Annotated in this window: 22 protein-coding genes and 1 pseudogene; 4 read left to right on the forward strand and 19 right to left on the reverse strand. The window is 63.9% G+C overall.

Annotated features, from left to right (window positions below):
* Positions 1-116 precede the first annotated feature (116 nt).
* A pseudogene (locus E1832_RS06960) lies at positions 117-356 on the forward strand (IS3 family transposase); the annotation flags it as partial.
* Between the two features lie 127 nt (positions 357-483).
* Here E1832_RS06960 and E1832_RS06965 read toward each other — a convergent pair.
* From E1832_RS06965 to E1832_RS06990, 6 genes are all read right to left on the reverse strand, one after another.
* Positions 484-1,869 (reverse strand): acetyl-CoA carboxylase biotin carboxylase subunit, encoded by a 1,386-nt coding sequence (locus tag E1832_RS06965; RefSeq protein ID WP_133359015.1) that lies wholly within the window; start codon positions 1,867-1,869, stop codon positions 484-486.
* 2 nt (positions 1,870-1,871) lie between these two features.
* Positions 1,872-2,114, reverse strand: coding sequence for a biotin/lipoyl-containing protein (locus E1832_RS06970; RefSeq protein WP_245513877.1), 243 nt, complete (start codon positions 2,112-2,114; stop codon positions 1,872-1,874).
* 16 nt (positions 2,115-2,130) lie between these two features.
* Positions 2,131-3,459 (reverse strand): aspartate aminotransferase family protein, encoded by a 1,329-nt coding sequence (locus tag E1832_RS06975; RefSeq protein ID WP_133359016.1) that lies wholly within the window; start codon positions 3,457-3,459, stop codon positions 2,131-2,133.
* Positions 3,460-3,462: 3 nt separating this feature from the next.
* Positions 3,463-4,464, reverse strand: a complete 1,002-nt coding sequence (locus tag E1832_RS06980) for a phosphotransferase (protein ID WP_165978821.1) — start codon at positions 4,462-4,464, stop codon at positions 3,463-3,465.
* A 76-nt stretch (positions 4,465-4,540) separates the two neighbouring features.
* Positions 4,541-5,518, reverse strand: a complete 978-nt coding sequence (locus E1832_RS06985; protein ID WP_133359018.1) for a 5-oxoprolinase subunit C family protein — start codon at positions 5,516-5,518, stop codon at positions 4,541-4,543.
* Positions 5,515-6,378: a 5-oxoprolinase subunit B family protein gene (locus E1832_RS06990; RefSeq protein WP_133359019.1), complete on the reverse strand. Its 864-nt coding sequence runs from the start codon at positions 6,376-6,378 to the stop codon at positions 5,515-5,517. The genes E1832_RS06985 and E1832_RS06990 overlap by 4 nt, the downstream gene beginning before the upstream one ends.
* 168 nt (positions 6,379-6,546) lie before the next feature.
* Between E1832_RS06990 and E1832_RS06995 the strand changes: the two genes are divergently transcribed.
* The gene (locus E1832_RS06995; RefSeq protein ID WP_165978822.1) at positions 6,547-7,209 is read left to right on the forward strand and encodes a GntR family transcriptional regulator; all 663 of its coding nucleotides are present in this window, start codon (positions 6,547-6,549) and stop codon (positions 7,207-7,209) included.
* Positions 7,210-7,237: 28 nt separating this feature from the next.
* On the opposite strand, the gene E1832_RS07000 is transcribed toward E1832_RS06995, so the two are convergent.
* The 6 genes from E1832_RS07000 to E1832_RS07025 form a co-directional block, all read right to left on the reverse strand.
* The gene (locus tag E1832_RS07000) at positions 7,238-8,080 is read right to left on the reverse strand and encodes an ABC transporter permease (protein WP_133359021.1); all 843 of its coding nucleotides are present in this window, start codon (positions 8,078-8,080) and stop codon (positions 7,238-7,240) included.
* 15 nt (positions 8,081-8,095) lie between these two features.
* Positions 8,096-9,007: an ABC transporter permease gene (locus tag E1832_RS07005; protein ID WP_165978823.1), complete on the reverse strand. Its 912-nt coding sequence runs from the start codon at positions 9,005-9,007 to the stop codon at positions 8,096-8,098.
* A gap of 111 nt (positions 9,008-9,118) precedes the next feature.
* Positions 9,119-10,384 carry an ABC transporter substrate-binding protein gene (locus E1832_RS07010; RefSeq protein WP_133359023.1) on the reverse strand — a complete coding sequence of 422 codons (1,266 nt, stop codon included), beginning with the start codon at positions 10,382-10,384 and terminating at the stop codon, positions 9,119-9,121.
* Complete coding sequence (locus E1832_RS07015) at positions 10,371-11,462, reverse strand: ABC transporter ATP-binding protein (RefSeq protein WP_133359024.1); 1,092 nt, start codon at positions 11,460-11,462, stop codon at positions 10,371-10,373. Before E1832_RS07015 ends, E1832_RS07010 begins: the two co-directional genes overlap by 14 nt.
* Before the next feature lie 18 nt (positions 11,463-11,480).
* Entirely contained in the window at positions 11,481-12,947 is a 1,467-nt protein-coding gene (locus E1832_RS07020; RefSeq protein ID WP_133359025.1) for a hypothetical protein, read from the reverse strand.
* Positions 12,944-13,678 (reverse strand): 5-oxoprolinase subunit PxpA, encoded by a 735-nt coding sequence (locus tag E1832_RS07025; protein ID WP_133359026.1) that lies wholly within the window; start codon positions 13,676-13,678, stop codon positions 12,944-12,946. The genes E1832_RS07020 and E1832_RS07025 overlap by 4 nt, the downstream gene beginning before the upstream one ends.
* 742 nt (positions 13,679-14,420) lie before the next feature.
* On the opposite strand from E1832_RS07025, the gene E1832_RS07030 reads away from it, so the two are divergent.
* Both E1832_RS07030 and E1832_RS07035 read left to right on the forward strand, forming a co-directional pair.
* Positions 14,421-15,530, forward strand: coding sequence for a Hint domain-containing protein (locus E1832_RS07030; RefSeq protein WP_133359027.1), 1,110 nt, complete (start codon positions 14,421-14,423; stop codon positions 15,528-15,530).
* 544 nt (positions 15,531-16,074) lie between these two features.
* A complete protein-coding gene (locus E1832_RS07035; protein WP_133359028.1) occupies positions 16,075-17,703 on the forward strand; it encodes a thiamine pyrophosphate-binding protein in 1,629 nt (542 codons plus the stop codon).
* Positions 17,704-17,765: 62 nt separating this feature from the next.
* Here E1832_RS07035 and E1832_RS07040 read toward each other — a convergent pair whose 3' ends face one another.
* The 7 genes from E1832_RS07040 to E1832_RS07070 form a co-directional block, all read right to left on the reverse strand.
* On the reverse strand, positions 17,766-18,575 hold the full coding sequence (locus tag E1832_RS07040; RefSeq protein WP_133359029.1) for a carbohydrate ABC transporter permease: 810 nt from the start codon (positions 18,573-18,575) through the stop codon (positions 17,766-17,768).
* Positions 18,572-19,444, reverse strand: a complete 873-nt coding sequence (locus E1832_RS07045) for a carbohydrate ABC transporter permease (RefSeq protein ID WP_133359030.1) — start codon at positions 19,442-19,444, stop codon at positions 18,572-18,574. The genes E1832_RS07040 and E1832_RS07045 overlap by 4 nt, the downstream gene beginning before the upstream one ends.
* Before the next feature lie 64 nt (positions 19,445-19,508).
* Positions 19,509-20,792: an ABC transporter substrate-binding protein gene (locus E1832_RS07050; protein WP_133359031.1), complete on the reverse strand. Its 1,284-nt coding sequence runs from the start codon at positions 20,790-20,792 to the stop codon at positions 19,509-19,511.
* 2 nt (positions 20,793-20,794) lie between these two features.
* The gene (locus E1832_RS07055; RefSeq protein WP_133359032.1) at positions 20,795-21,934 is read right to left on the reverse strand and encodes an ABC transporter ATP-binding protein; all 1,140 of its coding nucleotides are present in this window, start codon (positions 21,932-21,934) and stop codon (positions 20,795-20,797) included.
* Complete coding sequence (locus E1832_RS07060) at positions 21,931-22,713, reverse strand: DeoR/GlpR family DNA-binding transcription regulator (protein WP_133359033.1); 783 nt, start codon at positions 22,711-22,713, stop codon at positions 21,931-21,933. The genes E1832_RS07055 and E1832_RS07060 overlap by 4 nt, the downstream gene beginning before the upstream one ends.
* A gap of 145 nt (positions 22,714-22,858) precedes the next feature.
* Positions 22,859-24,892: a sensor histidine kinase gene (locus E1832_RS07065; RefSeq protein ID WP_133359034.1), complete on the reverse strand. Its 2,034-nt coding sequence runs from the start codon at positions 24,890-24,892 to the stop codon at positions 22,859-22,861.
* Positions 24,885-26,258, reverse strand: coding sequence for a sigma-54-dependent transcriptional regulator (locus E1832_RS07070; protein WP_133359035.1), 1,374 nt, complete (start codon positions 26,256-26,258; stop codon positions 24,885-24,887). Before E1832_RS07070 ends, E1832_RS07065 begins: the two co-directional genes overlap by 8 nt.
* Positions 26,259-26,270: the final 12 nt, after the last annotated feature.

Below are 26,270 nucleotides of genomic sequence, written 5' to 3' on the forward strand. Positions count from 1 at the left end.
GCACGTGGGGCGATACGTTGGACAGCCCGGCATCAACTGCGGCCGCCTTGAAGCCATTCTTGATGGACTTCACGGGGCCGCCCGCCCACTCCACAACGTAGTCGGACAACGCCGCCCTCCGCGCCTCCATGAGCCGCCGCGGGAACTGCCATCACAACGCCGTTGCCGAGAGCCTCTTCAACCTGCTCAAGTGCGAGCGGATCAGACGGCGTACCTACCGAACGCGCGAGGAGGCCGGGCAGGACGTGTTCGACTACATCGAGATGTTCTACAATCCGAAGCGCAAACACGCGAGAAACGGGATGCTGTCGCCCGTCGAGTTCGAACGGCAGCAGAAAATGAGACACGAAGGCGTCAATAAGGCGCGGGGCAATTTGCAGGTTAGCCAATCGCATCAAGATACGACTGGCGTCCCTGTTGTCAGCCTAAGCTGGCCGCGGCAAGCCGCGTTGGTTGCCGATCCAACTCAGGCCACGTGATGTCTTATGCGGATTTCGGCACCAGCTCGATCTTGCTGCCGTCTTCCAGCCAATCCTCAAGCCAATTGGTCGACACATCTCCTGCCCGAACATCCGGGTTTCGAACCAAGGCGCTATGCAGTGAAACCGTGGTCGGACCGGGGTCAATCGCGAGTTCACTCAGCGCTCCAGCCAAACGGTCCAGAGCCCTTTCCCGGGTCATATCCCAGACAATCAGCTTTCCAAGCAATGAATCGTAGTAGGGGGGAATCCCATAACCCTCATAGATGCCTGTATCGAACCGCACCCCCGGCCCGCCGGGAACCTTGAGGGTCTCGACAACGCCCGGCGCCGGGAAAAAATTCCTTGCCGGATCCTCGGCGTTGAGCCGCACTTCGATCGCGTGCCCGCGACACTGGATCTGTTCCTGCGTGAACGACAGCGGGCTTCCGCCGGCAATCAGGATCATTTCCCGCAGCAGATCAACGCCGGTGATCATCTCGGTCACCGGATGCTCGACCTGAATACGCGTGTTCATCTCGATGAAATAGAATGCCTTGCGATCAATATCGTATAGATATTCAAGAGTTCCCGCGCCGCGATAGCCGACCTGTTCGGCCAGACGCACGGCAGAGGCGCAAAGCTCCTCCCGGATATCTGCGGGCAGCATTGCGGCCGGGGCTTCCTCCCAGACCTTCTGCCGGCGGCGTTGCAGCGAGCATTCCCGCTCGAACAGATGGACGGCAGAATTGCCGTCGGCCAGAATCTGCACTTCGATATGACGCGCACGGGGGATGAAGGCTTCGATATAGAGACCGTCGTCGCCGAACCCGGCCCGCGCCTCGGTCATCGCAGCCGGAATGGTCTTTTCAAGCTCCTCACGGTTCTGCGCCACCCGGATGCCGCGCCCGCCGCCGCCGGCGGCCGCCTTGACCATCACCGGATAGCCGATCTCTTCGGCAACGGCGATGGCAGCCTCAAGGCCGGCAACACGCCCCTCGCTTCCGGGCACGACCGGAACATTCGCCGCCATGGCGGCCCTGCGGGCGTTCACCTTGTCGCCCATACGTTCGATCGTATCGCCGTCGGGCCCGCAGAAAATCAGCCCCATATCCTCGACACGACGGGCAAACTCACCGCTTTCCGAAAGGAAACCATAACCGGGATGGATCGCATCCGCCCCGCTTTCCACTGCGGCCGCAAGGATCCGGTCCATATTCAGATAGGATTGCGGCGCGGGCGCAGGGCCGATCTCGATCACCTCGTCGGCAAGGCGGGCGGCAAGCATGTCGTGGTCCACGGTACTGACGACCTGGACGGTGCGAATGCCGAGATCACGCGCCGCGCGGATGATCCGCACCGCGATCTCGCCCCTGTTCGCGATCAGGAGCTTGGTGATTTTGCCCGCCATGGTCACGCCTCGATCTCGCAAAACGGAACGCCTGGATCCAGGCTCTCCCCGTCTCCGATCAGGAATCCGCGAAAGGTTCCGGCGATCTCCGCTTCGATCGGCACGAAAGACTTCATCAGTTCGACAAGCGCCAGCGTGTCGCCGACGGCGACCGGGTCGCCCGGCTTCTTGAACGGTTCGGCATCTGGTTCGGGCTTGTGATAGAGAAGCCCCGGCATCGCTGCTTCGATCTTGATGATGGACATGTGAGAATTCCTTTCGTTATTTCAGAGTCCGCTCAAGCACGCGTTCGAGGGCCGCAAGGAAATAGTCCGCATTGTCCCTGGTAAAGACCAAGGGCGGACGGATCTTGAGGACGTTTGCCGCCTTGGCGCAGCCGGAAATGAGAACGTTTTCATCGCGCAGCCCGTTGACAATGGCGGTGGCGAGCCCGGCATCCGGCGTCTTGATTTCGGGATCGGAGACCATTTCGACACCGATAAAAAGGCCGGCCCCGCGCACGTCGCCGATTTGGGGATACTCTGTCTGCAAGGCCCGCATCCGGTCACGCATATAGGCGCCGATCTCGCGCGCGTTCTCGACAAGGTTTTCCTTCTCGATCACATCCAGCACCGCGCCCGCGGCCCGCACGGCGACGGCATTGCCGCCGAAGGTGTTGAAATAGCGCGCCTTGCGCCCGAACTCGTCGATCACCTCGGGACGCACCGCGACACCGGCGACCGGATAGCCATTGCCCATCGGCTTGCCCATGGTCACCAGATCGGGAATCACGCCATGACGCTGGAAGCCCCACATCGCATCCCCGGTCCGGCCGAACCCGGACTGCACTTCGTCAGCGACATAAAGCGCGCCCGCGGCACGTGTCGCCGCCACGGCCTTTTGCAGGAAGCCGGCCGGGCCGTCGAACACGCCATCGCTGGCGAAGATGCCGTCGCAGATAAACAGCGCCGGCTTGATCCCGTGGCGCCTGAGATCGGCGAAGGCTGCGGCGACGGCATCGCCGAACGCATCTGCCATGCCCTCGCCCATGCGGTAGGCATCCGGCGCGGGAACCGTGCGGACATGCGGGCCCATATCGACATTTTCGCCAAGCGATGGCGAAAACTCCGAAACGGACTGGGTGATACCGTGATAGGCGGTTTCGGTCACAACAATGCCGGTGCCGCCGGTATAGCTCTGGGCGATCCGGGTCGCGAGATCGTTGGCGTCCGAGCCGGTGCAGGTGAACATCATATGGCCGATCTCGTCGGGCATGGTGGCCAGCAGACGCGCGGCGTAATCGAGGATGGAGGCGTGGATGTAGCGCGTATTCGTCGCCAGGGTCGCCGCCTGTTCCGCAATGGCCTCGACGACTTCGGGACGGCAATGCCCGATCGAGGTCACGTTGTTATAGGCGTCGAGATAGGCCTCGCCCTCGGGATCGTAGAGCCAGACGCCCTCCCCCCGCACGAGATGCAGAGGACGCTCGTAGAACAGCCTGTAGGCCGGCCCCAGAAGCGCGCTGCGGCGCCGGATCATCTCCGCGGTCGCCGCGTCGAGTTCGGTCTTTCCCTCTACAAAGGCATTCACCATGCCCACTTCGGTCTTCATGGTTCACTCCATTTCACAGGCGCGCAAAAGCCGCCCGGTTACATGATTTCGGTCGAGTGCTGCGAAACGGGACATGGCCAGTTTGGCCGGGCCGTTGTTGCGCAGGATATAGGTCGCGTTCTCCGGATAGCGCCGGGCGCGCCATTCGGTGATGGTGATCGAGGTGACGAGACGCGCCACGATCAGGTCGCGCATGACTTCGATCTCTGCGCGCTGGAGCGGCGTCACCCGGTGATAGGCCGCGATCATCCGCGCGACGCTTCCCAGAGCGTCCTCAGGATGATCCGCAAGATACGAGGCCGCGACCGCGACATCGACGGCCAGGCAGGTCTCGACCATATCTCCGAAATCGATCACGCCGGTGATCCTGGCGGTTTCCCCGGGATCGACCATCAGGTTGTGATGATTGAGATCGTTATGGACCACCTGATGACGCAGCGCCTCAAGCTTGGGCCGTGTCTTGACCTCGAAGCGTTCCAGCTCATCCCGTACCGCGATCCCGAGGGCATCTGTCGGCAAGGCGTACAAAAGCGGCTTCAGACGCGACGCATGGCGGATATCCCACAGAAGGTCCTGCCTGGCGCCTTCATGGGTGAAATCGCGCAGGGCCCGACCGATCCGCGCAAGTACGGTTCCGATGGCTTCCTCGATCGCCGGATTTATCGCGACCTTGTAGAGCGGCGTGCCCTGAAGCCAGGTCAGTACGCGAACCATGCTCTGCCGCCCGTCGGCAAGCGTCACCACGGTCTGGTAATGCCCCTCCCGGGTCGGCACGAGTTTCGGCACCGGAATTCCCGGATCCGCCCGCTCGATCCAGAGGATACCCTGCGTCTGGAAATCCGTGGTTATCCGCGGCTCTTCGGGGTTGGAAATCTTGAGCACATATTCACGCCGGTCCGAGGCAACCACATGAAAATTCTGGTCGCGTTCACAGGCCACTTCGCAGACCGTCGCATCGATACCGTAGCGGCCGGCCAGTACGCCCACCGCCTCGGACGGCGTCATACGCGGCGGCTTGCTCGCCAGCAGACCCGCAAGAATGGGATCCCGTTCCAGGACAGACAGGCTCGGACTTTCCGCATCAGACACGATCCAGCACCCCGACCTGTGTTGAACGGTCGATCTCCGCGCGCAACGCGCCGGCTTCGGCGCGGTCGATGCTGCGGAACTTCAGAACCTCGTTCGGCTTGACCTGTCCGAGCTTCCACAGCGCGGCGCTGGCCACGGTGAACGGGTTGATGAACCCGCCGGTGCTTGGGGAATCGTGCACAAGAATGATCGGCGTCTGGCCAGCCAGGTTCACCGCCCCCAGTGGGTACCCGTGGTCGATGATGTTCGAAGGGTCGTGGCCATGATCGGCATTTTTGTTCAGCGCCCGTTTGGAAAAGCCGAACTCCGGCCCGGTGAGACGGATGCCGGTCCGGCTGCTCTTTGCCTGCACTTTCCACTCGGCGGAAAAGAAGGTTTTGACCGTTTCCTCGCTCAACCAGTCGTCATTGGGGCCTTTCAGCGCCTCGATCGTCCAGCACTTGTCTTTGGAGAAGACCGGCCGTTTGTCTTCGGGAATTGTGAAAACCCCGCCGGCGTTGCCGTTATCTCCGAGCGGCACAACCTGGCCCGCGACAAGCGCATGGCCGCCGACACCAGCCTGATGGAACACCGCCCGCGAGCCAAGCACCGGCTCCGTGGCGACCCCCCCGGAGATGGCGATATAGGCTCGCGCTCCGGTCATCGCGGCCCCGAGGACCAGCTCCTGCCCCGCCCGGACGGCGACCGTCGTCCACATCGGCACGGCCTCGCCATCCAGCTTCGGCCGCATGTCGGCGCCGGAAATCGCAATCAGGCAATCCGTATCCAACTTCAGGCTCGGTCCCACAAATTGACATTCGAGCGCGGCGGCATCGCGGTCGTTGCCGACCAGAAGGTTGGCCTGCCGAAAAGACCAGGCATCGAACGGACCGGAAAACGGAAACCCCTGTTCGAGAAAGCCAATCCGGCCCGGAAGCTCCTGCACGCAGGTCTGCAGGCCGGGTTTCACTGTCGTAAAGCTGCGGCTCATCCCTCTGCCCCCTGCGCTTTGGCCCAGTCGAGGTAGCGGTCGACCGAAAAGACCTGATAATCGATGATGTCGTGGCGATAGGACCCTTCGGCCACGCGGGCCTTGATATCTTCGTATTCTTCGAGCCCGACAGGCGCGAAACGGACACGATCGCCCGCCCGGAACAGGGCGAGGCTGTCCTTGAAATCCGGCAGACGCTGCGCGCCGTCATAGGTCGGGGCCGGGGTATGGCCGATCAACTGGTAGCCGCCCGGCGTTGCATCGGGATAGATGCAGGTCAGGGCGCCGCCGATCCCGACGGCTCCTTTCGGGGTATGCGTCCGCGGCGGGTTGTATTTCGGCGCGATGATCCTGGCGCCCGGGTGCAGAGCCAGGAGCGAGCACAGCCCCGGCCAGAACCCGAGCGCAGCAACCCAGTATTCCGTCCCGGCATGGGCGCGCTGCAGCGCAGCACGATCGGGCAGATGGTTGAGCTCGCAGACGAGCTCCGGATCCGGTGTCTTCTCGGGATAGGTCTTGCGGTAGTCGGCAATACAGGCCGCCGTCTCATCGTCGAAATAGAGCACCGGGATCGTGATCAGGCGGCTCGGAAGCGACCCTGTCGCCCCGCGCCCGAGCCCGGCATAGATACCCTCGACCTCCCGGCAGAGATCTTCGTAGCTCATGATGTCGGGATCGTAGGTGATCTGAAAAGAGGCCAGTTCGGGGATAAGGTCCACAACCGCCTCGAATTTCGCGTCGCGCACCGCGGCGACCAGCTTGTGAACGATGAAATTGATCGTGAAATCCATTTCGTCGCCCAGTTCGACTTCTATCGCGCGATCGCCGCCCGGAAAGAAGCGTAGTGCATCGTAAAGCATCCGGCTGATTTCTCCGTATTCTGGCCCGCCCGGGCCGGCATGGTCAGAGGTGGCTCAACTGATCCGTTGCAATATGCGGTATATCATATATCAAATAGCGTCAATGAAATTTCTGTGTATCCTGCGCTGCAATGCGGTATGCCCATGGATGTAAGAGGAAGATCGAGAATGAAGAAAATCGAACATCAGTCGTTGAGCGATCGTGCCTACCAAGCGCTGAAGGACGGTCTCCAGGAAGGCGTCTTTCTTCCTATGCAGCCCATGGTCATTCGCAACCTGGCGGCGGAATACGGCATCTCGGCGACACCGATCCGCGAGGCGCTGCAACGGCTGGTCGCCGAACGTTTGCTCATCGTCCTGCCGAACCGTTCCATCGTCGTGCCGCGGATGACCCGCGAGCTGTTCCTCGACCTGATGCCGATCCGTGTCTCGCTGGAGGGGCTGGCCGCCCGTCTGGCCACGTCGAATTTCTCTCCGAAGGATCTGGAGAAACTCGAAAAGCTCGTTCAGCGCGTCGCGAATGCGATGACGCACTACGATGCGAAGACCTATCTGCTGCTTAATCGGGAGTTCCACTTCGCTATTTACGAAAAGGCCGGAAATCCCGAACTTCTGCAATTGATCAACGACCTCTGGCTCAAGGTGGGACCGGTGTTCACCGGCCTGTTCGACGATGCCTATTTCCGCGAACACGCCAACGACGAACACCAGAACATCCTCCGGGCGATCAAGGCCGGAGATGCCGAAGCCGCCCAGCATTACATGCAGCAGGACATCGACATCGCGGCCAAGGCGCTTCTCCCGCTCATGCCAGAAGACGACGTAACGTAGTCCGGGACGCCGGTTTCCGCCCCTGCCCTCAGGTCTTGTTGAGCCGCGCAAAGAGCAGCCAGAACGCCCCGCCCAGCAGCGGCAGCGTCAGAACCAGAATGATCGACGACAGCGAGAATATTATCGGCACCTGGCTTTGCTGGGCAGCTGCCTGAACCCAGTTCCAGACCGGCATCGTCTCGGTCGTCCCGCGCAGGAAAATGGTCCGCATGACCTCGTTGAAGGACATCAGGAAGCCAAAGAGGCCGGCGCTCACAATTCCCGGCATAAGGATCGGGAATTCGATGTCCCGGAAGACCTGCCAGTCCGATGCGCCAAGATCGCGTCCGGCCTCGATCAGGCTCTGATCGAAGCGCAGCGTAACAACCAGCACGATCAGCAACGCATAGGGCAGCGCCCAGACGTAATGGCCCACGGCGATCGACCAGAAGCCCAGATCAAGCCCGAGCACCGAGCGCGCGAAGATGAAAAGCGCCGCCCCCATCGACATGCCCGGCACGAAGAGCGGAAGCACGAACATTGCCAGCAATCTGCCGGGCCGGCGCATTTTAGGCACCGCGCGACCGATAATCGTTGCGGTCACGGCGCTGACAAGACCGATGATCAGCCCGATCACCACACTTGCAACCATCGGCATGTGCCACGCATCGCTGGCGAACAGCGCGCGATAGTGCTCGAGCGAGAAGGCCCCCGGAATACCCGAAAGCGGATCGCGCGAGATCGACAGCAGCACCAGCCAGAGCAGCGGAAAATAGATCAGGCCAAGCATCGCCAGCCCCAGCCACTTCCCGACGGATTTCCAGATCGGGCGAAAGCTGATCTCCAGCTTGGTGTCGGGCGTCGGGGACGACAGAACGGAAAGGTCAGACATTTTTGTTCCCTGAAATCAGCGTAGCGTCAGACCCGAGGCGCCGAAACGGCGCAGGACCAGAAGAAGGGCGCCAAGCAAGAGTAGCAGCAGCGCGATGACAAAAGTCGAAAGCGCTGCCACGACCGGATAGCGCAGGGCGGTATAAGCGCTCTCGATCGAACTGGAGAGAAGGTTGACGAAACCGCCGCCCAGCATTCCCGGCTCAACCCAGGCCGCCAGTGCCGGACCGAGGGTGAAAACGAACCCCGCGACCACGCCCGGCAGCGCCAGCGGGAAAATCACCCGCCAGAACGTCTGAGCCGGCGTCGCGCCGAGGTCGTTCGAAGCCTCGATCAGACTGTCATCGATCAGGCTGATCGCCATGTAGATCGGCAAGACCATCGGCGGAAACAGCGCCGGGATCATCCCGAAATGTACGGCGAATTCCGAATACAGCATCCATTCGACGGGCGCATCGGTGATACCGGTGGACAGCAGGATGGTGTTGATCAGGCCGTTCTGGCCGAGGATGGCGCGCCAGACGATCGTCCGTGACGACAGATCCAGAAAGAACGGGATCGTCAGCAGCGCCAGAAAGATCGCTCGCGTCGTCTTGCCGATATCCGACTTGGCCAGCCACAGCGCGAAGGGAAAGCCGACGACAAGCTCGATCATCGTGACGGTCAGGGCCACCCGCAGGGTCCGCAATGTGACTTCGAAGCGCCCCGAGGCGAACAATCCCGTCCAGGTGTCGAGGCTCGGCGTGTAGACCGTCTGAAAGTATTCGGTGGTGAAGAAACTGAAAACGAACAGAATGATCAGAGGAACGATCACGGCGACGAACCATGCAAGCGCGATCGCACCCAGCGCCACCTGAGAAAACGACAGATTGATCTTCGATCGTTTCATGATGGTCTTTCCTTCGGGCGCACCGGCCTCGTTTTCCATCTCAATGTTCATCGTCATCGTTCGGACTTTTCCATGGTAAACAAGCAGGCCCCCGTGCCGACATATTCGCGAGCCCCCCGTTCCGGGGGGCCCGCCTGTTCTATGTCGCGATCACGCGTTGAGGAAACGCTGCCACTGGTCTTCGATATCCGCCGAGTGCTGCGGCGTGGTGGTCGAGACGAAAGGCTTGGCGAATTTCTTCGCCACCTTGGCCTCGGTCGCCTTCAGCGCGGCAACCTCTTCCTCGGACCAGCCGTTTTCCTCGGCGTATGCGACGCCCAGATCCATGTTCGGACCGGCATAGCCGCGATCCCGGGCCTGAAGCGCGCGGTACTCACCGCTAAGGAAGTAGTTCAGCACCTTGTAGATATTGTCGACATTGTCGCGGTCCATCGCCTGCTTTGCGACATAGGCGCCATGGCCCCACTTGAAGTAACCCTCCTTGGTGTAGGCATAGCGCGTCGCATCCGCCCCGAGCACCGCGTTCGCCTCGCGCACGGCGGGCTCCCAGCAGTTGATCACATCGACTTCTTTGTTGGTCAGAAGTTGGATCTGCTCTTCAAAGGCGCCGTAAAGTGTACGGAATTGGCCGGCTTTCTTACGCTCGATAAGGAAATCGGCGACCACCTTCGCCTCGTCGCCGGTCATGTCCGCGACATTGCCGATTTCGGCGGCGCCGGTGGACTTCAGGTAGAGCGCGGCACTGGGGAAGGAATAGGCCCAGCCCTTGCCGAACGCAACGCGGCCGCGCGTGCCTTCGTCGTCGAACATCAGCGACCACGACAGCTCTTCTTCGCTGTCAGGCTCCAAGCCGAGTTTCGCGGGAAAATAGCCGAAGCTGTCGGCGTTGCCGATGACCGGCACACCCCATTGAGTGCCGGCCGGATCGGTCACGACATCCGAACGCTTCCAGTCGTCGGAGGTCCGCTCCCACAGTGTCAGTTCCGGGTTTTGCGTGTCGATCTCGGCGTAGAGACCACGCGGGCCGAGGATGTCTTCGGTGCCGCTTTCAAAGATGAAGATATCGGTGGTCTCGCCGAGGTTCGACGCCATGATGTCACGCATGAAGACGCCGACATCATTGCTCGTGCCGCTCAGTTCGCAGCGCACGCCGATGCTTGCCTCCATCGGTGCCCAGTCCTTGAGAGCGGCGGTCGGCACGCCATAGGCCCGCACCACCGGCAGATCCTGTGCTTGCGCCGCGGAGGGCATCCCGGCCACGCCGCTTACGGCCATGGTCCCGGCAACTGCGGCCAGCCCCTGCAACATCGAGCGCCGCGTCAGTTCCTCTTGGGAATAGGTTGATAACTTGTCTTTCATGTCTTCTCTCTCCTTGTTGGCCACCGCCTTTGGCAGTGGATATTCAGACACCGCCATCCGCGAAGATCACGGCATCAGTAACTTTCCAGCCGATCCGATTGACGGATTCGTTCTCCGTCGGGGCGCCGTGCCAACTCCGCATGCGCACGGGGCCGGCCGCCGTCTCGATAACCATATCGGTGTATTTCCCACGGTAGACTTTGCTTTTCAGCGTTCCGTCGATGCCGCATTCTTCGCTGGCGACCGCGCTGATCCTCTCTGCCCGCAAGGCAATGCTGGCAGCACTCCCCGGCAGGGCGTCGGGTGTGACCAGGGTCCCGCGGACCACCGCGCCGCCAGCCAGCTCGATCTCGCCCACTCCGCCCTCGCACCGAACCAGCCGGCCGTCGAGGATGTTCTCGTAGCCCATGAAATCCGCGGCGAACCGCGTCGCAGGGCGGTCGAACAGATCAAGCGGCTCGCCACTCTGTTCGATGCGCCCGTCGCGCATGAGGACGACGCGATCGCTCATCGTCAGCGCCTCTTCCTGCGAATGGGTAATATAGACGAAGGTCATGTCGAGCTTGCGCTGAAGCTCCATCAGTTCGAGCTGCATGTCCTCGCGCAGCCGCTCGTCCAGCGCGCCGAGCGGCTCATCCAGCAGCAGAACCGCCGGTTTGGTGACGACGGCGCGGGCAAGCGCCACGCGCTGCCGCTCGCCGCCCGAAAGCTGACGAATGTTTCTGTCGGCCTTTGCCTCGAGCTGAACCATCGCCAGGGCACGACGGGCCTCCTTCAGGGCATCAGCGGTCGGAACCTTGCGGATTTTCAGCCCATAAGCGACGTTTTCGACGACGGACATATGCGGAAACAGCGCATAGTTCTGAAAAACCGTGGTGCAGCGCCGCTTTGCCGCCGGCATCCCCGCAACGTTTACCCCGTCGATGCGGAGCCGTGAAACGGAGGTGGGGATTTCCAGCCCGGAAATCACGCGCAGCATCGTCGTCTTGCCGGAGCCGCTGGAGCCGAGGATGGTCAGAAACTCGCCTTTTCCCGCCGAAAGCGAGACATGCGAGAGCGCCGTCACAGGGCCGTATTTGTGCACGACATCGTGGACCTCAAGCATGGGTTCCGCGTTCATTTCTTCCATCTTCATTCCTCGATCATGTGCTTTTCAGGTCCTCACAACCGCCGCTTCGAGCGTCATCATCTGCAACGCGAGTGAAACGGCGATTTCCAGAAGACTGCGCGACAAATCCGCGGGGTCGGAAAGTTCGGGCAGATCCGCCCCCCAGTTTCCGTACCCGTCATCAAGCCCGGCATTGCGGCGCAGCACCCGCTCGGGCGCTCGCAGGGCGCGTTCCAGGATCCGCCGCGCGGCGCGTTCTTCCTGCGTTTCGGGTTTCTCGATCTCGATGCGGGCCGCGACAGCGGACAGCCCCTTGCCCGCCCCCGCGATCGTGCCATGGGCCTGCGCGGATCGGGCCGATTTCATGGCCCGCTCGACGCGCGCGAGCAACCCGGGCTGCGCCGGATCCTCGCCGACCGACAATTCAACCCAGCGCCCGGCAAGCCGGGAATGGCGGCGTTGCGCATGTTCGCGATCCAGCGCGAGATAGCGATTGCGGACAACCTCCGCCGCGATCCCACGCAGACGCAATGCGATCTCATCCCCGTTTCCCTTGGGCTCAAGAAATGTGATGCGATCGCCCTGACGCTGCAGCGCGCTCGCCGCCCCCAGCATATCGGGGGTAAGATGTGCAAGGCTCCGCCCGGTTTCCTCGGAAATCATCTCGGCGCCGCTCGCGACCGCAAGATCGGTCAGCATTTCGGCCGCACGGGGACCCTTGTCGACGGGTTCGAACGCCGAGACGCGCAAGATCCCGGCGACGCGGTTCCGCTCCAGAAGCTGTTTTGCGTCGCCCTCAAGCCCCCGCGCCGCAATGAAAAGGCTCTTGTCGCTCTTGGCGAACCCTTCGATCACCGGCAAGAGCGGCTTCAGATCCCGAATAACGTCATTGACCACGAGGACGGAGACCCGCTCCATGTGATAGTGTGTGCCGCCGATCAGCGGCTTCATATCGACAATGAAGCCCTGGCTTGCGTTGCATTCGATCCCCGGTTCGGGATGCTCCGAAACCTCGACATGCCCCTCCTGTCCGGCCTGATCCAGCGCCGCGCGCAAAGCTGTGACGGCCTCCTCCGGAAGATCAAAGGCGCGCAACACCGCCGCCGGATCGCCGAAGGGCGCGGTGCAGGCGGCGAACTGTGCGTTCACTTCGGGAAACAGCGCTGAGACGGCGCGCGACAGCAGGGTCGGATGGATGCCCGCTGCGATGGCCTCGCCGCTGGCGGAAAGGGCTGCATCAAGCATCGCGGCGAGCCGCGCCGTTCCGTCGTGGAGGCCCTGATCCGCCGCCACGAAAGCTTCCCGCACGAGCTTTTCCTCGGCGCTTTGCCCGGTGAAATGGCGAATAATTTCCACCCCGGTCTCAGCCCGCCGGACAGCACCGCCAAGCGTATAGAGCGCGCCAACGCCCTGTGGCCCCAGCGAGGCCGCCGCCGCGCGAATGGCGGGGGCAAGCCTGTCGGTCATTCCAAGGCGGAGCTGATCGCCGAACAGGACGCGGGTGGCGCTCATACAGCCTCCAGAACGCCTTCGCGTTTCAAGGTCTCATAAACAGCCTTCGCCACCTCCAATGCATCCGGCGTATCGGAATGGACGCAAATGCTTTCGGCGACGACGGCAACATCCTTTCCGTTCACCGAGCGTGTCACACCCTCCTTCACCGCACGGAGAACTTTGTCACAGACGACGGCGCTCGGCACGGCGGCATGTTCTCTCGAAATGATCTGGCGACCGTCGTCCCCATAGTCGAGATCGGCATAGAATTCGCAGGAAAACGGAATGCCACGGCGGGTGAACACCTCGGACATGCAGCAATCCGAATAGGCAATCATCGGCAGCTCGAGGGCCTCGGCCGCATCCGCGATTCCTTCGGCAACATGCAATTCATTCTGTGCCATCCCGAAAAGCGAGCCATGTGGCTTGATATGAGAAAGCTCTCCTCCCTGCGCACGGACAAAGGCCTGAAGCGCTCCGGTTTGATACAGGACGAGAGAATAGACCTCTTCCCGAGTCATCTGCATCGGCCGGCGCCCGAAGCCTTCGCGATCGGGCAGGCCCGGATGGGATCCGATCCTGATCCCCGCCTGAACTGCGTCCCTGACAGTTCTGCGCATCGTGACGGGATCGGAGGCATGGAATCCGCAGGCGATATTCGCATGCGTCACAAATGGCATACAGGCCGCATCGTCCCCAAAACGATAAATCCCGAAAGCCTCACCCATGTCGCAGTTGATGGTAACCATGCGCCCCTCCATGATATATGATGTAGTGTATATCACTCATTGCCAGCGAATGTGTCAAGGCTGCAGACTCTTCAAGATTGGTCAGGTTGTACGAGGATCACTCCCTGCGTACTTTTATTGCATCCCCGGGGGCGGTCACATCATCAAAGCCAAGCATGGCGGCGCCAAACGCAGGCTGTGTGAGCCAATGGGATGAACTGCCCTCCCACCAAACCGCGGCTATTGTTGCGGGGGTAGGTGGAGAGAGGAGCATCTGATGGACATCAAGATTTTGGGAGTTGATCCGGGCAAGACCGTTTGCAGTCTTGCGGGATTCGACGCAGCCGGAGCGGTCGTATTTCGCAACCCGCCCAGCGGCATCGGTTGCTGAACCACTTGGAAGGCTTGCCACCGTGCGTTGGGACGATGGAGGCCTGTGGTGGGGCGCATCACATCGGTCGCTTTTGCCTTCAACACGGGCACGAACCTCGGCTGATGTCGCCGCTTTATGTCCGTCCCTACGTTAAGGTCCACAAGAACGATGATCGTGATGCGGAAGCGATCGCCGAGCCGATGGGAAATGTGGTATGTGCGCCCGGACCATGCGTGGCCCTTTCGAACTCGTCCGCCATGTACGCTGCTCGGAAGTCCTGGTCGGCCTTCTTGGCTGCCTCTTTGGCTGTTTGCTCGTGCATAACGACCAGAAACGGCATGGGCAGTTTGCTCAACCAGTGAAGTCGAGCGCGCGAAAAGTTCGGGCGCGGTGCAAATTTCCAGCGGCGTCGGGCGCCGTCGCCGCCGTCGCAGTCGGACCGCCAACTGGGGGGCCGGCGCGGGATGGAGGGCGGTACATGGGTCGCGCCGCCGTTCGTTAGGGTACATCCGCATCGACCTGTCCACGTTCGATGACGACTTCACCGTTACGATCGCGGATGAAGATGCTGACGACGCCATTTTAATTTCGGGTTACCAGTCGCAAACTGATAACGGCGACGGCTCGCACACCTTCCCCTATACCGGCACGGGCGGGCTGACGCACACGGCCACCGTCCACCCGGGCGATGCGAAGCTGAGCTCCAGCAGTGGCTACGACGACACGATCAATGCCGGCGACGGCGACGGCGACGATACCGTCCATGGCGGCGGCGATCCGGTCAGTTTCGGCGGCCCCAGCGAGCCGACGCTGAGCGAACTGCTGTCCCGCAGCTACGATCCCGGCAGCGGCGCGATTTCCCCGGTGGGGTGGTTCCAGATCAGCGGCGGCGACGAGACAGGCCAGATCGGCGATGTCAGCTTCGAGAACTTCGAGGGGGTGAACTTCTCGGTGATCTGTTTCGCCGGCGGCACGCTGATCGCGACAGATCGCGGCGAGGTCGCCGTAGAGGAGCTCGCCGAGGACGATCTGGTGCGCACGATGGATCACGGACTGCAGCCGATCCGCTGGATCGGGGCCACCACGGTGCCGGCGCGCGACGCCTTGGCCCCGATCGAGATCCAGGCCAGCGCGCTGGGCAACCGCCGCATGCTGCGTGTCTCGCCGCAGCACCGGATGCTGCTGCGGGGCTGGCAGGTGCAGCTATTGTTCGGCGAGGAGGGCGCCCTCGTTGCGGTCAAACACCTCGTCAACGACAGCACGATTCGCCCTATGGAAGGCGGCGAGATCACGTATTTCCACATATTGTTCGATCGCCGCGAGATCGTTTTCGCCGAGGGCATGCGGCAAGAGATCTTCTCTCTGTTTCCCCGATTGCGCAGCGACCTGGATGCCTTTGGCTCCTCCGCCCGCCGCAGCCTGAACGGGTTCGAGGCAGCCGCGCTCAGGCATCAACAAATGTATCCGCCGGTCAGGTCGAACAGCCCATGTCAGGCATGACTTGCGACAAACTGAAAGCGAAGAAAGGTTGCGACCATAAGAACAAGGCGCCATCGGGCGCCTTTGTTGTTCTTGGCCGATCCGCCGCAACGATATTCGCGACGTTTCGTGCGGCAGCGGCGCCCCTTCCGCTCCGGTTTCCCGGCGGCCCGCTGGTTTGCGGCACGTCCTGTCTGCCGGCCCATGATCCCCCGTGATCCCGCCGGCCGGGTGCGGGCCAACCGCATACCGCGCGTGGATGAGGCCCAGATCGGATTGGCCGGGTCCGGCGGCGGTTTTTGTCCGGGGCCGGCGCCTGAAAGGCGCCTTCGGGGCATTTGTCCGGCCGCGTGCACGCCAGGCGACCGATGTCGGCCGCCGGATGATGCCGGGGCTTGCAACCGGGTGCCTCTATGTCCCAGGATTCGGCGGGAAACACGGTGCGGACAGGAGGCCCCGCTGGCACGCCGCGACCGGTCGCACGACAGACGGGCGCCGGACCAAGGACTATGATACCGGGTCGCACAACAGGCCCCTTGAAGACACATAAAGGTAGCGAAAGACCATGACTGACGGGAAAAACTACACGTACCAGTCGATTGCCCAGGCCATTCGGGATCACGGGATCGACACGATGTTCGGCCTCATGGGGGACGCGAACCTGTTCATGGTCGATCACTATGTCCGCGCCTGTGCGGGCACCTTCGTCCCGGTCGCGTTCGAGGGCAGTTCGGTCCTGATGGCGCTGGCCTATTCGCATGTCTCCGGCGGGGTGGGCGTGGCAACGGTCACCCATGGCCCCGCCCTGACCAACTGCACCACCGCCCTGACCGAAGGGGTGCGGGGACATATCCCGATGGTCCTTCTGGCCGGCGACACGCCCGTCATGACGCCGCAGAACCTGCAGAACATCGATCAGCGCGAACTGGTCAAGGTCACCGGCGCCGGGTTCGAGCAGATCCGCGCGCCGCAGACCGCCGCCTATGACATCGCCCACGCGTTTTACCGCGCCCGCGTCGAGAAGCGGCCCATCGTGGTGAACATGCCGTCGGATTTCATGTGGCAGGAGGTCGGGCATGAAAAGGTGGTGTTCCAGGCCTTTGACGCGCCGGCCTATGTGCCCGAGGGCGACGACCTCGACGCGGCCATCGGCATGATCGCCTCGGCGCGACGCCCGATCATCCTGGCCGGGGCCGGCGCGGCGGGGGCCCGCGACAAGCTGATCCGCCTGGCCGACAGGCTGGAGGCGCCGCTGGCGACCACGCTCAAGGCCAAGGGCCTGTTCAACGGGCATCCCTACAACATGGATATTTTCGGCACACTCAGCACGCCGGCGGCCTATGACGTCATCGCCAAGGCCGATTGCGTCGTCTGTTTCGGCACCAGCCTGCATTACTTCACCACCGACAAGGGCGCGCTGATGAAGGGCAAGCGTGTCGTGCAGATCAACAACACCGTCCCGGAGGTCAGCAAGAACTATCACCCCGACGCGGCGCTGGTGGCCGATGCCGGCCTGACCGCCGACAATATCGTCTATTGGCTGGACGAGGCCGAGATTCCGCCCACCGCCTTTACCGGAGAGCTGGACATGAAGGCTCTGACGGCGCACCCGGCGGGACAGGCGGACAAGGCGGCCCCGGGATACGTGAATTTCGTCTATGCGCTCGACCGCCTCGAACAGGCGCTGCCCCGGGACCGGACCCTGACGACCGATGGCGGCCGTTTCATGACCGAGGTCTGGTGCCGCATTTCAGCGCCCGATCCCCGAAGCTTTATCGTCACCGCGAATTTCGGCTCGATCGGGCTCGGCCTGCCCGAGGCGATCGGGGCGAGCCTGGCGGTCCCCGGCCGGCCGGTGGTGCTGTTCACCGGCGACGGCGGCTTCATGATGGGCGGGCTGAACGAATTCAACACGGCCGTCCGCCTGAAACAGGATCTGATAGTCATCGTCTGCAACGATTCAGCCTATGGGGCCGAGCATATCCAGTTCCTGGACCGGAGAATGGACCCCGGCCTGTCCCAGTTCGACTGGCCGCGCTTCTCCGACGTGGCGACGGCGCTGGGGGGGCGGGGCATCCATGTGCAATCGAACGCCGACCTCGAAACCGCGATCGAGGCGATCGAGACCCGCGACGGGCCGCTTCTGATCGAGCTGCGCCTCGATCCCAACGACGTTCCAAGAATGCGGCTGTGACGGCCGATTGACGGGCCGGGCGGCGGCAGAGGCGTTGTCTGCGCCCTTGCCGGTTGGCTCGATCACTTGATGCCCGCGCGCATGAAGCTTTGCACGAACTGGCGCTGGAACAGCAGAAAAGCGACCAGCAGCGGCCCCGAGGTCATCAGCGTGGCGGCGTTGATGACGGACCATTCGACGCCGGAATCGACCGCCGAAAACACGCTGAGCCCGACGGTCAGCGGCCGCGTCTCGACCGAGTTGGTCACGATCAGCGGCCACAGGAAGTTGTTCCAGTGGTGGCTGACGGACACCAGCCCGTAGGACAGGTAGACGGGTTTGGCCAGCGGCACATAGACCCGCCAGAGAATGGCGAGCGGCCCCGCCCCCTCGATCCGGGCGGCGTCGTCCAGCTCCTGCGGCACGGTCATGAAGGTCTGGCGGATCAGGAACACGCCGAAACCCGAGGCGACATAGGGCAACGCGATCCCGGCGATGGTATCGACCAGCCCCATCCGCCGCAGAAGACCGTAGTTCTCGACGATCAGGATGTCGGGCATCACCAGAAGCTGAAGCAGAACCAGGCTGAACAGGATGTCGCGGCCCGGAAACCGGTAGCGGGCAAACCCGTAGGCGGCCAATGTGCACAACACGAACTGGCAGATCACGATCACGGTGACCAGGACGAAGGTATTCAGGAAATAACGGGCGAAGGGCGCGGCCTGCCAGGCCTCGATGAAATTGGCCAGGGTCAGCGGCGCGGTGAGGACAAAGCGCGCCTCGTATTCAGACGGATGCACCGCCGTCCACACCGCGTAGATCAGCGGCAGCACCCAGAGCGCCGCCAGCATAGCGGCCCCCAGGATCGTCAGCGCGCGGTCGTAGCCGGTCATTTGTAATGCACCCTGCGGTCAAAGAGAAAGAACTGCCCGATCGCCAGCAGGCACAGCAGCGCCAGCATGGCCACGGTCAGCGTCGCGCCATAGGCGGTGTCCCAGAACCGGAACGAGGTTTCGTAGATGTAGTAGAGCAGCAGCGACGAGGCGTTGTCCGGCCCGCCGGCGGTCAGGATGAAGATGTGATCGACCAGCCGGAACGAATTGATCACCGCGTTGATCGACACGAACAGCGTCGTCGGCATCATCAGCGGAAAGGTGATGCGGCGAAAGATCGTCCAGCCGCCCGCCCCCTCGATCCGCGCGGCCTCGGCCAGTTGCGGCGGGATCGCCTGCAGCGCCGCGAGGTAGAAGATCATGAAGAACCCCGCCTCCTTCCAGACCGACACCACGACGATCGCCGCCAGGGCGGTGTCCGGATTGCCCAGCAGGTTGGTCTGCCCATGGTCGAAGGCGCCGAGGATCTGGTCGACCAGGCCGAAACCGGGCGTGTAGAAGAACAGCCATATGTTGGCCACCGCGATCAGCGGCAGCACCGTCGGCGTGAAATAGGCCATGCGCACCAGGCTGCGGCCCAGAAACTGCCGGTTGACGAACAGCGCCATGGCGATGGCCAGCGCGATCGAGGTGGGGATGGTGCCCAGCGCGAACCACAGGTTGTTGCTCAGCACCTTCCAGAACACCGGATCGTTGATCAGCCGCTCATAATTGTCGAGCCCGACAAAGACCGATGGACGTCGCCCGCGCGCGGTCGAGAAAAAGCTGTTCCAGACCGTGACTACCGCCGGGATATGGGTGAACAGGAAAATAAAGGTCAGCGCCGGCATCAGCAGCAGCCAGCCATGCACCCATTGTCGCGTCAGCATCCTTGCCTCCGGATCGCGGAATGAGGCGGGCCCGGGTCTCGGGCCCGCCCCGGTTTCGGGGCCGTTAGCGGTAGGCCGCCAGGATCGCGTCGGCCTGCGCCTGCGCCTCTGCCAGCGCGGTCGCGGCATCCTTCTGGCCGGTGATGGCGGCGGCGAGCGCGTCATTGAAGATCTGCGTGATGCGCTGGTTCTGATAGGTCGACAGTTCGGCCACCGCATGATCCAGCTGGTCGCGGGCGACCAGAACATAGGGGAAGTCGGCGGCATAGGCCTTCATCGTTTCGGTGTCCCAGGTGGCCGGGCGCGGCGCGACGTAGCCGGTGGCCATGGTCCATTTGGCCGATTGCTCCGGCCCGGTGATCCACTTGATGAAATCGACGGCCTCGGCCAGCTGCTCTTCGGACGAGCCGTCGAACAGGTAGAAGTTGCCGCCGCCGGTGGGCGCGCCGCGGCGTTTGTTGGCCGGCAGCATGGCGACGCCGAAGTCAAAGGGCGCATTGGCGCGCACGTTGGTCAGGTTGCCGGTGGTGGTCCACATCATCGCGGCCTGACCTTCGAAAAAGGCCTTGGGCGTGGCGCCCCATTCAACGATGCCGGGCTCCATGATCTCATGCCTGGTCGACAGATCGACGAGATATTGCAGCGCCTCGACGACCCTGGGGTCGTCGAAATTGGTCTCGTTGCCGTCGGCATTGGCCAGAATCGCGTCGTTCTGCGTGGTCAGCCCCTGGAACAGCCAATAGGGAAAGCCCGAGGTCGGAATGCGCACGCCCCACTGGGTGACATTGCCGTTGGCGTCGCGCCTGGTCAGGGTCTTGCCCATTTCGACCATCTCGTCCCAGGTCGCCGGCGGGGTCTCCGGGTCGAGGCCGGCCGCGGCAAAGGCCGCCTTGTTCCAGTAGAGCACCGGGGTGGAGCGCTGGAACGGGATGCCGTAGGTCTTGCCGCCGGTCTGGCTGTTTTCCATGAAGGCCGGATAGAAGCTGTTCAGCCAGGCCTTGTCCTCTTCGGTCTTGATGAAATCGTCGAACGGCAGGATCAGCCCCTCGTCGATCAGGGTGAACATGTCGACCGACAGCGCCACCGAAAGCTGCGGGGCGTTGCCGCCGCGGGCGGCGGTGATCACCTTGGTGATGGTGTCCTGGTAAGAGCCGGCATAAACCGCGTCGATCTTCACATCGGGGTTCAGCTGCATGTATTCGTCGGTCAGCGCCTGGATGGTTTCGGCCGCACCGCCGCCGACGGCGACCGGAAAGTAGAACTGAAGGTCAACGGCGCGGGCCGGTGCCGCGGCGCTGATGGCGAGGGCTGCCGCGGCGGCCGCGCCCTTGAGAAGGTTGGCGAGCATGGTCATTGGTCCCTGTGGTTGAGGAAAGGCGCAGAGGCGCCCGGTTCGGCCCCGGGGATCCCCGATAGGGCCATCAGCGAGGCGAGGCCGGTCAGCTGGACACGCGTCCCCGACCCCGCATCGAAGAGGTGCAGGTCATCCGCCGCCAGCGCGATCGGCAGCACGGTCCCGGCGGCGGGCGCGTAGTGGCCCGGCGCCCGCAGAACCACCGGCGCGCCACCGATCCGGCCCTGGACCAGCGCGTCGGCGCCCAGGTATTCGGCTTCGGTCGTCACCATGCTCAGCGAACTGGCCTGCGTCACGCGCATCGCCTCCGGTCGCATGCCGATCATCAGCGGGTGGCCGATGGCCGCCTCCAGCCGCCCGCCGAGCCCGCCCAGCGCCGCGGCGGGCACCAGGTTCATCGGCGGCGTGCCGATGAAGCGGGCCGAGAAGGTGGTGGCGGGGCGTTCATAAAGCGCCTCGGGCGTGTCGGCCTGCTCGACCCGGCCCTCGTTCATCAGCACGACCTGATCGGCCATGGTGATCGCCTCGACCTGATCGTGGGTGACATAGAGCATGGTAAAACCCAGCTCGCGCTGCAGCGCGCGCAGCTCGGTCCGCATCGTCTGGCGAAGCTTGGCGTCGAGATTGGACAGCGGCTCGTCCATCAGGCAGATCGAACGTTGGGAGATCACCGCGCGGCCCAGGGCGACGCGCTGCTGCTGCCCGCCGGACAGCGCCGCGGGCTTGCGGTCGAGGTAGGGCGTCAGCCCCAGCAGTTCGGCGACACGGTGCAGCCGCTCTTGCCGCCTGGCCCGACGCACGCCGCGGGTCTTCAGGCCGAAGACGATATTCTCGGCCACGCTCAGATGCGGGAACAGCGCGTAGGACTGGAACACCATCGACAGGTCGCGCTTGTCCGCCGGCCTGCGCGACACGTCTTCCCCGCCGATCAGCACGCGGCCCTCGGTGGCCGCGTCGAGCCCCGCGACGATGCGCAGCAGCGTGGACTTGCCACAGCCCGATGGCCCGAGCAGCGCGGTGAAACTACCGGCCGGCACCGTGACATCGACCCGGTCTAGGGCGCGCGTCCCGGTCCAGTCCCTGACGATCCGCTCCAGCCGGATGGAGCGCCCGCGCCGGTCCGCCGCCCGCGTCATGGCCGCGGGCCCGCGATTTTGATGGTGACCCCCTCTCGCGCCAGCTGCGCCGCGACGACCGCGGGCAGCGGCTGATCGCAGATCACCTCGTCGACCTCGGTGATCTGGCCGCCGCGCACATGGGCGACGCGCCCGAACTTGGTCCGGTCCAGCAGCAGGACCGAGCGCCGGCAGTTGCGCAGGATCGCCAGACGCGCCGCCACCTCCTCCTCGGTGAAATCCAGAAGGGTGCCGTCCTCGGCGACCCCGGCCACGCCGAACACGCCGAAATCGACCCGATAGCGGCCGAAAAACGCCTCGACCTGCGGCCCCAGAACATCACGGTCGCCCGCGCGCACGGCGCCGCCGGGCACCTGCACCGTCCAGCCCTCGCGGTCGCAGGCGAAGATCGCGATGTTGAGGTTGTTGGTGACGATGGTGAGGTCGGTCTGCCCCTGCAGGCTGTGGATGGCGAACTCCGGTGTGGTGCCGATGGAGACCGCAAGAGAGGCCGCCGAGGGCACACGGCCCGAAAAGGCAGCGCCAATGGCGCGCTTGGCGGTTTCGTTCAACATCCGCCGCGCGTTGTACAGAATGTTGCCCGCCTGCGGCAGCGCGACGCCGCCGTGCAACCGGCGCAGCGCCCCGGCGGCGCAAAGCGCGTTGGCATCGCGGCGGATGGTCTGGGTCGAGACGCTATGGGCCTGCGCCAGCGCGTCTATGGTGACATGCCCGGCGCCGCGTACGCGTGTGAGGATATCGCGCTGCCGTTCCGAGAACCGGCCATCCCAATCGTTCATCCCCGTCGCACCCCGGCGTCTGTGTCGCATCCCGGGGTGTGGTCCCACTTTCATATGAAGCCTGGGCGGCATTCAGGTGAAAGATATGTGAACCCTGCGCGCCGATCCGCACCGCCGCAAAACGGGGGCGCAGGTCAGCCGACGGTCAGCTCGCCGGCGGCGGTGTTTCCGGCGGCTGCGCCGTCTGGCCCGCCGCCCCCTCCGACAGCGGCAGCCGGACCTGGAAACAGGATCCCGCGCCCGGCGCGCTGGAAACGGAGATGTCGCCGCCGGCGCGCTGAATCAGGTCGCGGGTGATGGACAGGCCCAGCCCCGTGCCCTCGTTCCGCTTGGTCGAGAAGAAGGGATCGAAAATGCGCGCCTGAAGCTCGGCATCCATGCCGATGCCGGTGTCCCGCACCTCGATGGTCAGGGTGCCCTGCGCGGACCCGGTGCGCAGGCTCAGGGTGCCGCCCTCGGGCATGGCCTGGACGGCGTTGATCATCAGGTTGACCAGAACCTGCTGAAGCTCGGTCTCGTTCATCGCGATCTGGCCGCCGGCGGCAAGGTCCAGCTCCAGCTCGATCCCGGAATTGGTCAGGATATGCTGGACCAGCGGCACGGTGCTGCGCACGACCCGGTCGGGATCGAGGCCATCGCCGGTCTGCTCGAACTCCTCCGGACGGGAAAAGCGCAGCACCTTGGTCACCAGAAGGCTGATCGCCTGGATCTGTTGCTGGATCAGCGTGAACTCGGTGCGCAGCGGTTCGGCGGCGGGGCCGAGATCGTCGTGGATCACATCGAGATTTCCCTGGATCACCGCCAGCGGATTGTTGATCTCATGCGCGACGCCGGCGGTAATCTCGCCCAGCGCGGCCAGCTTTTCCGACAGGATCAGCTGTTTCGAGGTCATTTCCAGCTGGCGGTTCGCCTCCTCCAGATCGCGGGTGCGACTGGCCACGCGCAACTCCAGCTCCTCGGCCCAGTCGCGCAGCTTGCGGTCGCGTTCCTGCAACTGATCGAGCAGACTGTCGAGATGCGCGGCGAGGCGCGAGATTTCGTCGTCCCGCCCCCCGATATTGGACCGCGCCCCGAGATCGCCCCGCTCGACCCGGCCGATGGCGCGGTTCATCCGCTCCAACGGCCTGAAAATACCGCGCGCAAAGATCAACAGGATCGGCACGCTCAGCACCATCACAAAGAGGAAACTGGCCCCGGTCAGCAGATGCGTGCGCCGCTCGGCGGTCTTGAACGGCCGCTCCAGAAAGCCGACGTAAAGCATCCCGATGCGTTTGTCGAAACTGTCGGTGATCGGCTCGTAGGCCGAAATGTACCAGTCGTTGACGACAAAGGCGCGGGCGAGCCAGACCAGCCCTTCGTTCAGCACCTTGCGGCGCACCTCGGCCGAGACGCGGGTGCCGAGGGCGCGGACATTCTCGAACAACCGCACATTGGTGGAGACGCGCACATCTTCGAGAAACAGCGTCGCGGTGCCGAGGTTGCCACCGGTCAGACTGCCCGCCGGGTAGACCAGCTCGTTGATCTCGTCGATGAAACCGAGGTTGCGGTTCAGCAGCAGCCCGCCCACCAGCGCGCCGCCGGGGGCGGGGGCCGCCGCGTGGATAACCATGCCGCGGGTCTCTTCGGTGCGGGCGGTGGGCGCCGCGGCGCGGGTCGGCACCAGCTCCAGCCGGGCGCGGGCGGCCAGTTCCGGCGACAGCGCCGCGAGCTGGGCGGCGTCGAAGACGTCGATCCCGGTCTTGCGGCGCCCGGCCAGCGCCACCCCGACAACCGGCCAGCCGCGCGGGTCCGCCAGGCGGTCGGCGCGGCCGGCGAGCACCGTATTTCCCCCGCCATCAACGAAATAGAGGAAATCGAGCCCCATTTTCAGCCGCTGCCCCTCAAGGAAATCGCTGAGGCTGGACTGATCGGAACTCAGCCGCTGGAAAACCGCCGACTGACCCAGCGCCGAGATGTCGGCGCCGCGCCGCTCCATCAACCCGGCCAGATGCTGATGCGCCACGGTCAGCTCTCCGGCCACCTTGGCGATCAGCACCTCGTCGAACCGGTGGCTCCAGGTTCTGACCGAGGTGATCAGCAGCAGCGGCAGCAGGATCAGGACCGGAAGCAGCGCGATGGCCAGCAGCCGCGCGCGCACGGTATCGCGCAGCGCCACCGGGCGCGCGGCGCTGTCAGACATTCCACATCGCGCATTTGCGGTCGATGGTCTTGCGCGACACCCCCAGCCGGCGGGCCGCCTCGGCGCGATTGCCGCCGCAGGCCTCAAGCACGGTCAGGATGTGACGGCGTTCGACCGCATGCAGCGATTCCACCGGCTCCACCCCGGCCTCGTCGGCGCTGCCGGCGAATTCGGGCGGAAACTCCCCCAGGATCAGCGAGCGTTCGATCAGGTTGCGCAGTTCGCGCACATTGCCGGGCCAGTCATAGCGCGCCAGATTCAGCAGCACCTGTTCAGAAAGCGACAGCGGCGTGACGCCCAGCTGCCGCGACAGCTTGCCCATGAACAGCTCGGCCAGTTCCGGGATGTCACCCACCCGGTCGCGCAGCAGCGGCATGTGCACGGTGATCACGTTGATCCGGTGATAGAGGTCGGCGCGGAACCGCGCTTCCTTCATCGCCGCCTCCAGATCGGCGTTGCTGGCGAACACGAAGCGCAGGTTCAGCGGCACCTCGCGCTCGGCGCCGCCGAGGCGGACGCGGCCATCCTCGATCACCCGCAGAAGCGACGCCTGCAACGGCAGCGGCAGTTCGGCCACCTCGTCGAGGAACAGCGTGCCCCCCGAGGCCTGCACCAACAGCCCGTCGCCCGAGGGATGATCCAGCTCGCCGAACAGGTCGGCGGCGATGCGTTCGGGCGAGGCGGCGGCGCAGTTGATCGGGACAAAGGGCTTGTCGGCGCGGTCGGACATGGCGTGGAGCGTGCGCGCGGCGATCTCCTTGCCGGTGCCGCTGGCGCCGGTGAACAATACCGGCGTCGGCATCGGCGCGACCTTTTCCAGTGTCTGGCGCACCGCGTCGATCCCCGGCGATTTGCCGATCAGTCGGCCGCGTGCGGCCAGATTATCGGCCTGCAACTCGTACTTCAGCAGGAAATTCTCGCGCCGCAGATAGCGCTGGTCCATGCAGCGGTTGACCACATTCAGGATCTGGTTGGAGCGGAACGGCTTGAGCACGAAATCCGAGGCCCCGACCCGCAACGCCTGGATGGCGGTGTCGAGATCGGCATAGGCGGTCATCAGGATCGCCTCGGCGAAAAAGCCGACGCGCCGCTGTTCCTTCAGCCAGTCGAGCCCGGACTGGCCCGGCATCACATTGTCCAGCAGCACCAGATCGAAATGCTGCCTGTCCAAAAGCTGCGAGGCCTCTTCGGCGCTGGCCGCGGCCTCGATCCGCTTGCAGCGGGGCTGCAAGGTGCGCACGAGATAGTTCCGCATCCCCGGCTCGTCGTCGATCACGAGGATTGAGATGTGCCTGATGGCGCGGTCGATCTGAGACTGGTCCGTCCCCGACCTGCCATCGGGCGGTTTCTGCGCCGCTACATTCATGATGTGAGTGTG

The organism is Antarcticimicrobium luteum, assembly GCF_004358185.1.
Taxonomy (GTDB): Bacteria; Pseudomonadota; Alphaproteobacteria; order Rhodobacterales; family Rhodobacteraceae; genus Antarcticimicrobium; species Antarcticimicrobium luteum.